Here is an 11,765-nt window from a genome sequence, read left to right as displayed (position 1 = left end):
GCAGTTAGCGCTACTCAGTTGGGTGGGGCGGGCGGGGCGTGAGGCTACCCGCCCTGGTACTCCGCCTCCGTGATGTGCTCTTTCCAGTCCGTGGTGTTAGCTGGATCGTCCGCGTTTTCTAACATGGCAATGTGCTCCATGTAGCTTCCTGGTGCGGCGGCATGCCAGTGGTCTTGGCCCGGAGGCGTGTATAGGGTCTGGCCAGCGTGAACTTCGATGATGTTGCCATCGCGGTCGCCAAATCGCGCTACTCCTTGGGTGACGCGAAGGTACTGTCCGCGCGCGTGCGAATGCCAGGCCGTCCGTGCTCCCGGCGCGAACTTCACCAGGCCCACCACCATCCGCTGGTCAGCCTCATGCGGAGCGGCAATCGCGTCAAACCACACATCGCCGACAAACTGTGCGGCGGGATTCTTGACGCTGGGGGTGCTGGGTTCAATATTCATGTCTCCAGCCAACCACTCGTGCCAGGAAAGTGGGAGTGCGTACTGAGCAACGTCTTGGCAGTACACCCCTCGACGCCAAGAAGCACGCGTGGGTTAAACAAAAGCAGGGCCCGCCCGGAGGCAAGCCCTGCTTTCTCAGAAACCTAACGGTCCCGGAACTCTAGTGAATTAGAGAGCCTGGATGTTGGTGGCCTGGGGACCCTTGGGGCCCTGCTCGGTGTCGAAGGAAACCTTCTGGTTCTCTTCGAGTGAGCGGAAGCCGTTCGAGTTGATCGCGGAGTAGTGTGCGAACACGTCCTGCGAAGAATCGTCGGGGGAAATGAAGCCGAAGCCCTTTTCAGCGTTAAACCATTTGACGGTACCAGTAGCCATTATTTTTGTCCTTCGTGAAGGTGGAGGATAAATCCCGACTTTCGGGCCCTCCGGCGTGGGGTGTTCAAAACCGCTACTTCAGAAGAACGCGGACTTTCGACCGCGCGTACTGCCTGAACTACCAACTGCATAAACACAACAACGGTCTCTACCTTACAGGAGGTTTCCATCAGTACGCCACCCCAACAGCGGCGCAATCTTTAGCGCAGGACTACCGTCCGGTTGCCGGACAGGATGATCCGGCCTTCCGCATGCCAGCGCACGGCATTTGTCAGGGCCTTGCATTCGGCGTCCCGGCCTACGGTTACCAGGTCCTCCGGGCCGTAGGTGTGGTCCACCTCGATCACTTGCTGGGCAATGATTGGACCCTCATCAAGTTCCGAGTTCACGTAGTGCGCCGTTGCGCCAACGGTCTTGACTCCCCGCTCGTAGGCCTGGTGGTACGGCTTGGCACCCTTGAAGCTCGGCAGGAACGAGTGGTGGATGTTGATGGCGCGCCCCTCCAGCTTCTTCGTCAGGTCCTCGCTGAGCACCTGCATGTAGCGCGCCAGCACCACGAGTTCCACGTCAAGTGAATCCACCAACGCCATCAGCTCCGCCTCAGCCTGCGGCTTGGTGTCCTTGGTAACCGGAATGTGGTGGAACAGGATGCCGTGCCAGTCAACCAGGCCTTCGTGGTCGCGGTGGTTGGACACGACTGCCACGATTTCCACCGGGAGTTCGCCGTTGCGGGCACGGAAGAGCAGGTCGTTGAGGCAGTGCCCATATTTGGACACCATGACCAGGATCCGCTGCTTGCGGCCTTGCGGTTCAAGCCGCCACGACATGGCCCACTGCTGCGCCACTGCCTCAAAGGACGTGCGCAGGTCACCCGAGGTGGTTCCGGCCGGGGCCGAGAACTGGACGCGCATGAAGAAGTGCCGCTTCGTCTGATCGCCGAACTGCAGTATGTCCTTGATGTAGCAGTTCCGTGCCAGCAGGAATTCCGACACAGAATGCACAATCCCGGGAGACTCCACGCAGTCAAGGGTGAGGACGAACTCGGCCGGGGCGTCGGCAGCGCTGCCAACAGCGGGAGCCGAAGCGCGGCTGGAAGCGCCGGCCGTCGTCGTACTATTCATGGCCAGCACCCCGCTCCGCAGCCACAGCCTCAGCGCCTTCCACCCGCAGGTCCTCCTGGAACGCGGCGTACCGAGCCAGGTGGGTGGGGCGGCGGCGCAGGATGAACCAGGCAATCCCCAACAGGACGAACCAGATCGGGGTGACCAGCAGCGCGATCAGCGTGTCCGGCTGGGTAGTGAGCGCCCAGATCACAAACGTGAAGAACGCGAACACTACCCAGACCATCACCACACCACCTGGCATCTTGAACTTGGACGCGTCATGCAGGTGCGGCCGGCGCTTCCGGAAAGCGAGGTAGCTGGCCAAGATGATGGACCAGACAAAGACGAAGCAGACGGCGGAAACGGTGGTCACCATGTCGAACGCCTTGCCAATGTCCTGGCCGGCGTACATCAGGATGACGCCCGACAGCAACAGGATGCAGGACAGGAACAGGGCGTTCTGGGGTACTTTCCGGGCAGAGAGCCGGCTGAACACGGTGGGCGCGTCGCCCTCTTTGGCGAGGCCGTAAACCATGCGTGAGGTGGAGTAGATGCCGGAGTTGGCCGAGGACATGGCGGAGCTGAGCACCACCAGGTTCACCACGGTGGCCGCTGCGCCGAGTCCTGCGAGCGAGAACATGGCGATGAACGGGCTGCGACCGGCGGCGAACTGGGTCCACGGGGTGACGGACATCAGGATGATGAGGGCGCCGACATAGAAGAGCAGCACGCGGATGGGGATCGAGTTGATCGCCTTGGGCAGGTTCCGCTCGGGATTCTTGGCTTCGGCGGCGGTGGTGCCCACCAGCTCGATGCCAACAAACGCGAAAACGGCGATCTGGAAGCCGGCCACGAAACCCATGAATTCGTTCGGGAAGAATCCGCCGTGGCTCCACAGGTTACTGAAGGTGGCAGGGCCGGCGTCGGACTGGAAACCGCCGAAAACCATGAAGAGGCCCACGATGATGAGCGCGGCGATGGCGATGATCTTGATCAGCGCAAACCAGAACTCCGTTTCACCGAACGCCTTCACGGTGGCCAGGTTCAGCACCAGGAGGATGCCGATGGTGATGAGCCCCGGAATCCATAGCGGCAGGCCAGGCCACAGTTCCTTCGAGTAACCGGCGATCGCAATCACGTCGGCGATGCCCGTGATCACCCAGCAAAACCAGTACGTCCAGCCGGTGAAGAACCCAGCCCACGGTCCCAGCAGGTCCGCAGCAAAGTCGCTGAAGGACTTGTAGTTAAGGTTGCTCAGCAGCAGCTCGCCCATGGCCCGCATCACGAAAAACAGCATGAAGCCGATGATCATGTACACGAAAATGACGGACGGGCCAGCCGCGGAAATGGTCTTACCGGACCCCATGAAGAGGCCGGTGCCGATCGCGCCGCCAATAGCGATCAGCTGGATGTGCCGGTTGCTGAGCTGCCGCTCCAGATGGGGCGCTTCGGCAGTGGACAGCGAATTTTGAGTGCTCAAGGGGAACTCCATTGTTCAAGCGGCACGGGTGCCGCAAGGCTTCGGATTCCTCCCCAGCTCTGTCGAAAAACCTGAGAGTTTCCGCGGGATACCCGGGCGGGGTCCGCTTGCACCGTCGGTGAGCCCTAAGAGTGGGGCTGCTTTCCAGAGTTGCCTCGCCGCGGCGGTACGGGGGCCTGAGAGATTCCTGGGGAGGATTTGCTCCTACGGCGCCTGCTGAATGTACCGGCAGGACTCTCCCGCCGCAGATCAATGGCCGTGTTCAATTGTGGTGATGCGAGTCACACGGTAGCGGGGTGGGCAGCGCAGTGCCAAAACGGGACAGAAGTAATTCACAAGATGTCCGACGGCGGCACCCGGCCTTTGCGCCCAGGTCACCGATGCATGTAATCTGTGTGCCGAATCACCAAATTTTAATACGCCTTTTGAACCGCGGCGGGAGAGTCCTCCCGATTGCTGATCGGGCAGGCGCCGTAGGAGCAAATCCTCCCCAGGAATCTCTCAGGCTCATGTACCGCCGTGGCTAGGCAACTCTGGAAAGTAGCCCCTTGAGGGTTCACCGACGGTGCAAGCACTCCGCATTCTGTGCGGGCTGTGGAATCTCTCAGGTCCACGACAGAGCGGGGAGGAACCCGAATCACTGCCGCGTACCTTGCGTACCCGGCCTCAATGATGGAGTTCCTTCGTGACCACTGAATCGTCCCCCACTGTTTTTGCCGACCGGCATATTGGCGCCCGCCGCCAGGCCGATGTCGAGACCATGTTGAAGGCTGTCGGCTACGACAGTGTGGACGGGTTGGTTGACGTTGCTGTCCCCGATTCAATCCGCCAAAGCAAGCCGCTGGCCCTGCGTGCCGCCTTGAGCGAAGTAGAGGTCCTCGCGGAACTCCGGAAGCTCGCCGGCAAGAACAAGACCGCAGTGCAGATGATCGGCCAAGGCTACTACGACACCGTCACCCCCGCCGTGATCCGCCGCAACATCCTTGAAGCCCCGGCCTGGTACACCGCGTACACGCCGTACCAGCCCGAAATCTCGCAGGGCCGCCTGGAGGCGCTGCTCAACTTCCAGACCATGGTCCAGGACCTGGTGGGCCTGCCCATAGCCAACGCCTCGCTGCTGGACGAAGCCACCGCCGTCGCCGAAGCCGTGCTGATGATGCGCCGGGCCAACAAGAACAAGGCAGCCCACGACGGCAAGACCGTCCTGGACATCGACGTGATGCCGCAGACCATCGCGATTGTGAAGGGCCGCGCCGAAGCCCTCGGCTTCGAGGTAGAGGTTGCCGACTTGTCCCTGGGCCTGCCCGAGGGTGCGATCAACGGGGTCGTCTTGCAGCAGCCCGGCGCGTCTGGCCGAGTCTTCAACCACGCCGACGCCATCGCCGCTGCCAAGGAACGCGGCGCGCTGGTCACTGTCGCCGCCGACCTGCTGGCACTGACGCTGATCACCCCTCCCGGTGAGCAGGGCGCGGACATCGCCGTCGGCTCCACCCAGCGATTCGGCGTGCCGTTGTTCTTCGGTGGCCCGCACGCCGCCTACATGGCCGTGGCCAAGGGCCTGGAACGTTCCATGCCGGGCCGCCTGGTGGGCGTTTCCAAGGACGACGCCGGCCTGCCCGCCTACCGCTTGGCGCTGCAGACCCGCGAGCAACACATCCGCCGCGAAAAGGCGACGTCCAACATCTGCACCGCGCAGGCCCTGCTGGCCATCGTCTCCTCGTTCTATGCCGTCTACCACGGCCCGGATGGCCTGAAGGCGATTGCCGAGCGCGTGCACACCCACGCCCGCACCTTGGCAACCGCGCTGACAGCGGCTGGCCGGACCCTGACTGCCGATACCTTCTTCGACACCCTCACGGTGTCCGTCCCGGGCAAGGCAGCCACGGTCATCGCCGCGGCCGAAGCCCGCGGGATCAACCTGCGCCACATTGACGCAGACACCGTTGGCGTGTCCGTGGATGAAACCACCACCCCCGAGGTCCTCTCCTCCGTGGCTGTGGCCTTCGGCGCCGGCCCCATCGGCGAGGCCGCCGGGTTCGAGTTGCCCGCAGATGTGCTCCGCACCAGCGACTTCATGCAGCACCCCGTGTTCAACACGCACCGTTCCGAAACTCAGCTGCTGCGCTACATCCGCAGGCTGAGCGACAGGGACCTTGCACTGGACCGGACCATGATCCCCTTGGGTTCATGCACCATGAAGCTCAACGCCACCGCCGAGATGGAAGCAATCTCTTGGCCGGAGTTCGCCTCAATCCACCCGTTCGCACCGGACTCCCAGACGGTGGGCTGGCGTGAACTGATCACCGGCCTGGAAGCTGACCTCGCCGAAATCACCGGGTACGACCAGGTCTCCCTGCAGCCGAACGCTGGCTCCCAGGGCGAGCTCGCCGGCCTGCTGGCGATCCGCGGCTACCACCGCGCCAACGGCGACACCCAGCGCAACATCTGCCTCATCCCTGCCTCGGCGCACGGCACCAACGCCGCGTCCGCCGTCCTGGCCGGAATGAAGGTGGTGGTGGTTGCCACCGCACCCGACGGGACCATCGACCACGCCGACCTGAACGCCAAGATCGAAACCCACCGGGACGCGCTTTCGGCGATCATGATCACCTACCCGTCCACGCACGGGGTGTATGACGCCGACGTGACCGAAATCTGCGACGCTGTCCACGCAGCTGGCGGCCAGGTCTACGTTGACGGCGCCAACCTGAACGCCCTGGTGGGCTTGGCACAGCCGGGCAAGTTTGGCGGCGACGTATCGCACCTGAACCTGCACAAAACCTTCTGCATCCCGCACGGCGGCGGCGGACCCGGCGTTGGCCCGGTCGCAGCAAAGGCACACCTGGCACCGTTCATGCCGGGTGACGCCAATAAGGCAGCCCACGAGGCCGGACACGGCGTGGCCATCAGCGCCTCGAACTACGGTTCCGCAGGCGTCCTCCCCATCTCCTGGGCCTACGTCCAGCTCATGGGCGCCGAAGGCCTGACCGAGGCCACCAAGGCAGCACTCCTTGCTGCGAACTACGTTGCAGCCCGTCTGAACGAGTACTTCCCGGTCCTCTACACCGGCGAAGGCGGCCTGGTGGCGCACGAGTGCATCCTTGACCTGCGCGAGCTCACCGCGAAGACAGGCGTCACCGCCGAGGACGTGGCCAAGCGCCTCATCGACTACGGCTTCCACGCCCCCACCCTGGCGTTCCCGGTTGCAGGCACCCTGATGGTGGAGCCCACCGAATCCGAAGACCTGGCCGAGATCGACCGCTTCATCAACGCGATGATTTCCATCCGCAAGGAAATCGACCAGGTGGCCGACGGCGACTTCACCGTGGAGAACTCCCCGCTGCGGAACGCACCCCACACCGCGTCCGCCGTCGTCAATTCCGACTGGACCCGTGAATACAGCCGCGAGCAGGCCGTCTTCCCCGTCCACCACCTCAAGCAGGACAAGTACTTCCCGCCCGTGGGCCGGATCGACGGCGCCGGTGGCGACCGGAACCTGATCTGCTCCTGCCCGCCGCTGTCTGACTTCGAAAACTGAGGGACCCGATCATGACTGAAAACGCTACGGCCAGCTACACGGCCCTCTACCCGGAACACCAGAAGCTTGGCGCTTCCTTCACCGATTTCGGTGGCTGGCAGATGCCGCTCAAATACAGTTCCGAACTCGCCGAGCACCACGCAGTCCGCAAGGCTGCGGGCCTGTTCGACCTTTCTCACATGGGCGAAGTCTGGGTCACCGGCCCCGGCGCCGGCGCGTTCCTGGACTACGCCCTGGTGGGCAAGCTCTCAGCGATCGCCGACGGCAAGGCGAAGTACTCGCTGATCTGCAACCCCGACGGCGGCATCATCGACGACCTCATCACCTACCGTTTTGGAGATGAGAAGTACCTGGTGGTCCCCAATGCCGGGAACGCCCCCACCGTGGCTGCCGCGCTGGCAGAACGTGCCGAAGGCTTCGACGTCACGGTTGAGGACGCCTCTGCTGCGACCTCGCTGGTGGCTGTCCAGGGTCCCAAGGCTGAAGCGATCCTGCTCAAGCTCACCGACCCGGCCGAGCACGCGCTGGTGACCGAGCTGAAGTACTACGCGTTCAACGAGCTCACCATCGCCGGCCAGCACGTCATCCTGGCCCGCACCGGGTACACCGGCGAGGACGGTTTCGAGATCTTCCTCCCGAACGAAGCCGCTGCCGCGCTCTGGGCCGATGTGGCTGCAGCTGGCGAAGAGTTCGGCATCATTCCCTGCGGGCTCGCCTCCCGCGACTCCCTGCGGCTCGAAGCAGGCATGCCGCTCTACGGCAACGAGCTGAGCCTGGAACGGTCGCCGTTCGATGCAGGCCTGGGCCCTGTTGTGGCGCTCAAGTCCAAGGAAGGCGACTTTGTGGGCCGCGCCGCCCTCGAAGCAGCCAAGGCAGAGGGCTCCAAGCGCAAGCTGGTAGGCCTCAAGGGCCTTGGCCGCCGCGCCGGCCGGGGCGGCTACCCCGTCCTGAAGGACGGTGCCGTCATTGGCGAAGTCACCTCCGGCCAGCCCAGCCCCACCCTCGGCTACCCTGTTGCCTTGGCTTACGTCGACGTCGAACACACCGAACCCGGGACTGCGCTCGACATTGACCTGCGTGGAAAGGCCGAACCCTTCGAGGTCATCGGTCTGCCGTTCTACAAGCGCGAAAAATAAACTTCCCTTTTACTACTTGAAGGACAAAACCATGAGCAAAGTTGTTGCCGAACTGCAGTACTCCGCCGAGCACGAGTGGCTGGCCCGCGAGGCCGGAAACTCCGTGACCATTGGCATTTCCGCCGTCGCCGCCGACGCGCTGGGCGACATTGTCTACGTTGACCTGCCCGAGGTTGGCAGCACCGTCACCGCCGGCGAGACCTGCGGCGAAGTCGAGTCCACCAAGTCCGTCTCGGACCTGTACTCCCCCGTGACCGGCGTGGTCACGGAAACCAACCCCGACGTTGTGGACGACACCGCCCTGATCAACTCCGATCCGTACGGTGCCGGCTGGCTCATCAAGGTCGACGCCGAGTCTGACGGCCCGCTGCTCTCCGCCGAGGAGTACGCAGCAGCCAACGGCGGCGAACTGTGAGCGCCACCTCCGCCACGAGCACCTACCAGCAGGTAGTGTCGCCGTCATTGAACGCTTTGCTGGCCGATCTCGATCCTGAGATCGCCGCGAAAATTGACGACGAACTGGGCCGCCAGCGCGATGGCCTGGAGATGATCGCTTCCGAGAACCACACCGCCGTCGCGGTCATGCAGGCGCAGGGTTCCGTGCTGACCAACAAGTACGCCGAGGGCTACCCGGGCAAGCGCTACTACGGTGGCTGCGAGCACGTGGACGTGGTGGAACAGCTGGCCATTGACCGCGTCAAGGCCCTGTTCGGCGCCGAGTTCGCGAACGTGCAGCCGCACTCCGGCGCGCAGGCCAACGCATCCGTGATGCATGCGCTGATCAAGCCGGGCGACACCATCATGGGCCTGAACCTGGCCCACGGCGGGCACCTGACCCACGGCATGCGGATCAACTTCTCCGGCAAGCTGTACAAAGTGGTCCCGTACGGCGTCCGCGAGGTCAGCCACACGGTGGACATGGCCGAGGTGGAAGCCCTGGCCCTGGAACACCAGCCGAAGCTGATCGTTGCCGGCTGGTCCGCCTACGCGCGCCAGCTCGACTTCGCCGAGTTCCGCCGGATCGCCGACCTGGTGGGCGCGTACCTGATGGTGGACATGGCCCACTTCGCGGGCCTGGTGGCTGCTGGACTGCACCCGTCGCCTGTGCCGCACGCCCACGTGACCACGTCCACCACGCACAAGACCCTTGCCGGTCCGCGCGGTGGCATCATCCTCTCCAATGACGCCGACGTGGCCAAGAAGATCAACTCTGCTGTCTTCCCAGGTCAGCAGGGTGGTCCGCTGGAGCACGTGATCGCTGGCAAGGCTGTGGCATTCAAGATCGCTGCGTCGCCGGAGTTCAAGGAGCGCCAGGAGCGTGTCCTCGCTGGCGCGTCCATCCTGGCCGAGCGCCTGGTCCAGCCAGACGTTGCTGCGAAGGGCATCTCCGTGGTGTCTGGCGGCACGGACGTGCACTTGGTCCTGGTGGACCTGCGCGACTGCGAGCTCAATGGCCAGGAGGCCGAGGACCGGTTGGCTGCCATTGATATCACCGTCAACCGCAACGCTGTTCCGTTCGATCCCCGCCCGCCGATGGTTACCTCCGGCCTGCGCATCGGCACGCCTGCACTGGCCACGCGCGGTTTCGGCGAGGCTGCCTTCGCTGAGGTGGCGGACATCATTGCCGAGGCTTTGATCGCCGACGCCGATGCTGACCTTTCGGGGCTCCGGCACCGGGTTGAGGCACTCGCCGCAGCCCACCCGCTGTACCCCGAGGTGGCTCCGCTCGCCTGAGCCGTTCAGCCCGCTTCGCTTCCGCGGCCCTGCCCCGCTTGATCGGCCCTCACCAGGGCCGCTCAAGCGGGGCAGGGCCGCTTTTGCGTGGGGGGGTGTCCGGCCAGTCTTCTGAGATCTGTTCGATGAAGTCCTGGTCGTCTGACTCGTGATTCGACATGGCAACAACACGCGCTTGGCGATGCGCCTCACGCTTGAATTCCATATGCCCGGCGAACTAGGAGCGGATTCGCGATCGGGTCACTCCGGAAAGAGGACGGATCCCCCTGTGGCTCTGGTGACCAGCCTGATCGTGGCAACTTCCAGTGGCGGCAACCCACGATGCCGCCACTGGAACCCAATAGCTACGATCCCGGCTTGGTTACGTGGACCACGATTGTCTTTGACAGTGCGGTGTCCGCCCCGGCGCCTTCCAGACTTGTCACAGTCCAGTTGGAGAGCAAGAGCACCGTTTTGCCGGTGTCTGCATTCCAAACTATGTGTTTGAACCCGAGAGCTTCAAGGTCGTCACTCAGCGCTTTTGCATTCGTACCGACAACATCAGCAGGAAGAACTGCACTCGAGGCGGCCGGTGGAGCGGCAGCCACCGTTGCAACCGGCGCAGCTACCTGGGTGACAGTTACTGTTGGGGCTGGTGCAGCTACAGTGCGTGTGGCGGTCACCGTCTGGGTGACCGTGACAGCGGGTACGGCTTCTGGCGTACCACCACAACTTGCAAGCCCGAGAGGCAACGCCATCGCGCCGATCGCAAAAATCAGTTTTCTCAATTTTTCTCCACTATAAGTCTTATTCGATTGCCAAAAACCACCCAGTTTACGGGGACAAACGTATCGAGTATAAAGGTTGCCAGCTACCGTGAGGAACAGTGAAAACGTAACCTCTCGAACGACTTGAATTAATTTGGCCTTTCCGGTGTAGCATCCAATTCACGGGCGCTATGCCCGTGACGCTGTTGGGGGAAGCGGTCATGATTTCAGGGGTCGGTTGGCGCGATGAGCCACCGCAAAAAACAATTCTTTGCACTGAGTTCCTCCATGCGTTTTTATCACAGCACCCACTCCGCACGCTTCGCATTGCACGTCGGTCAGGTGTCCTATGGAAGGACTCTTATGAGCCAGCAACCGTATACAGCCCCATTCCCGCCCTCTGGTGGTTACGGGCAACCACCAGCCAGCAACAAATCATTCCTGACCACGTGGCTGCTTTCCCTCCTCCTTGGCGGACTCGGGGTTGACCGGTTCTACCTAGGGAAGGTTGGAACAGGTCTGCTGAAACTGATCACCCTTGGAGGCCTGGGCATCTGGGCACTCATCGACTTGATCCTCCTCTTGGCAAACCAGACTCGAGACAAGCAAGGTCGGCCCCTTGAGGGGTATGACAGGCACAAGAAAGTGGCACTTATCGTCACGGTGGTCGTGGTGCTTCTCAGCCTCATCTTCGGTGCCACTCGTCCCGGTATGGCGTCAACAGCCGCACCAGTGGGCTCCACGGTAGCAAACCCTGCCACTGACTCGTCGTCCAAAATGCCAACTCCAACCCCCACAGCAGAAAGTGAAGCGGCGGTGAAAGCCAGAGCAGATGCGTCCGCTTCAGCTAAAGCAGAAGCCGAAGTAGCTGCCCAGGCAAAGACCGAAGCGGATGCCGCAGCCAAGGCTGGCACCGTAAGCCAGCGCAATGCGCTGCGAAAAGCAGGCAGCTACCTCGATTACACGGCGTTTTCACGAACAGGTCTGATCTCACAACTTGAATACGAGAAATATTCAACAGAAGATGCCACGTGGGCTGCTGATCGAGTCACGGTCGATTGGAACGCCCAGGCAGCAAAAAAGGCCAAGAGCTATTTGGACTACACGTCATTTTCACGCTCTGGTCTCGTTGATCAACTGCTCTTCGAGGGATACACCCCCGAGCAGGCCGAATTCGGGGTAAGCCAGACTGGGCTCTGACGGCACCTGA

General features: G+C 62.8%; 11 protein-coding genes and 2 riboswitches. Of the genes, 5 read left to right on the top strand and 6 right to left on the bottom strand.

Annotated elements, in window-relative coordinates:
* Positions 1-44: 44 nt before the first annotated feature.
* From PSET11_RS10380 to cycA, 4 genes are all read right to left on the bottom strand, one after another.
* Positions 45-446, bottom strand: coding sequence for a cupin domain-containing protein (locus PSET11_RS10380; RefSeq protein WP_124092030.1), 402 nt, complete (start codon positions 444-446; stop codon positions 45-47).
* Between the two features lie 168 nt (positions 447-614).
* Entirely contained in the window at positions 615-818 is a 204-nt protein-coding gene (locus tag PSET11_RS10375; RefSeq protein ID WP_009372930.1) for a cold-shock protein, read from the bottom strand.
* Between the two features lie 200 nt (positions 819-1,018).
* Positions 1,019-1,939: a formyltetrahydrofolate deformylase gene (gene purU, locus PSET11_RS10370; protein ID WP_124092029.1), complete on the bottom strand. Its 921-nt coding sequence runs from the start codon at positions 1,937-1,939 to the stop codon at positions 1,019-1,021.
* Positions 1,932-3,401, bottom strand: coding sequence for a D-serine/D-alanine/glycine transporter (gene cycA, locus PSET11_RS10365; RefSeq protein ID WP_238989110.1), 1,470 nt, complete (start codon positions 3,399-3,401; stop codon positions 1,932-1,934). The genes purU and cycA overlap by 8 nt, the downstream gene beginning before the upstream one ends.
* A gap of 154 nt (positions 3,402-3,555) precedes the next feature.
* Positions 3,556-3,653: riboswitch (glycine riboswitch) on the bottom strand.
* A 174-nt stretch (positions 3,654-3,827) separates the two neighbouring features.
* A riboswitch (glycine riboswitch) is annotated at positions 3,828-3,928 on the top strand.
* A gap of 158 nt (positions 3,929-4,086) precedes the next feature.
* On the opposite strand from cycA, the gene gcvP reads away from it, so the two are divergent.
* The 4 genes from gcvP to glyA are packed head-to-tail and all read left to right on the top strand — an operon-like array spanning position 4,087 to position 9,809.
* Positions 4,087-6,939: an aminomethyl-transferring glycine dehydrogenase gene (gene gcvP, locus PSET11_RS10360; RefSeq protein ID WP_124092027.1), complete on the top strand. Its 2,853-nt coding sequence runs from the start codon at positions 4,087-4,089 to the stop codon at positions 6,937-6,939.
* An 11-nt stretch (positions 6,940-6,950) separates the two neighbouring features.
* Complete coding sequence (gcvT, locus tag PSET11_RS10355) at positions 6,951-8,075, top strand: glycine cleavage system aminomethyltransferase GcvT (protein ID WP_124092026.1); 1,125 nt, start codon at positions 6,951-6,953, stop codon at positions 8,073-8,075.
* A gap of 31 nt (positions 8,076-8,106) precedes the next feature.
* Positions 8,107-8,490, top strand: coding sequence for a glycine cleavage system protein GcvH (gene gcvH, locus PSET11_RS10350; RefSeq protein WP_124092025.1), 384 nt, complete (start codon positions 8,107-8,109; stop codon positions 8,488-8,490).
* Positions 8,487-9,809 (top strand): serine hydroxymethyltransferase, encoded by a 1,323-nt coding sequence (glyA, locus tag PSET11_RS10345; RefSeq protein WP_124092024.1) that lies wholly within the window; start codon positions 8,487-8,489, stop codon positions 9,807-9,809. Before gcvH ends, glyA begins: the two co-directional genes overlap by 4 nt.
* Before the next feature lie 49 nt (positions 9,810-9,858).
* Here the strand turns inward: glyA and PSET11_RS17170 are convergent, their stop codons facing one another.
* Both PSET11_RS17170 and PSET11_RS16905 read right to left on the bottom strand, forming a co-directional pair.
* Positions 9,859-10,014 (bottom strand): antitoxin MazE-like protein, encoded by a 156-nt coding sequence (locus PSET11_RS17170; protein ID WP_124092023.1) that lies wholly within the window; start codon positions 10,012-10,014, stop codon positions 9,859-9,861.
* Positions 10,015-10,153: 139 nt separating this feature from the next.
* Positions 10,154-10,576, bottom strand: a complete 423-nt coding sequence (locus PSET11_RS16905; protein ID WP_238989109.1) for a hypothetical protein — start codon at positions 10,574-10,576, stop codon at positions 10,154-10,156.
* A 225-nt stretch (positions 10,577-10,801) separates the two neighbouring features.
* Here PSET11_RS16905 and PSET11_RS10330 point away from each other — a divergent pair, with 225 nt between their 5' ends.
* Positions 10,802-11,755 (top strand): Ltp family lipoprotein, encoded by a 954-nt coding sequence (locus tag PSET11_RS10330; protein ID WP_238989108.1) that lies wholly within the window; start codon positions 10,802-10,804, stop codon positions 11,753-11,755.
* Positions 11,756-11,765 lie beyond the last annotated feature (10 nt).

It is taken from the genome of Arthrobacter ulcerisalmonis (genome assembly GCF_900609065.1).
Classification (GTDB): Bacteria; Actinomycetota; Actinomycetes; order Actinomycetales; family Micrococcaceae; genus Arthrobacter; species Arthrobacter ulcerisalmonis.
This window is presented reverse-complemented; position numbering and strand designations above follow the sequence as displayed.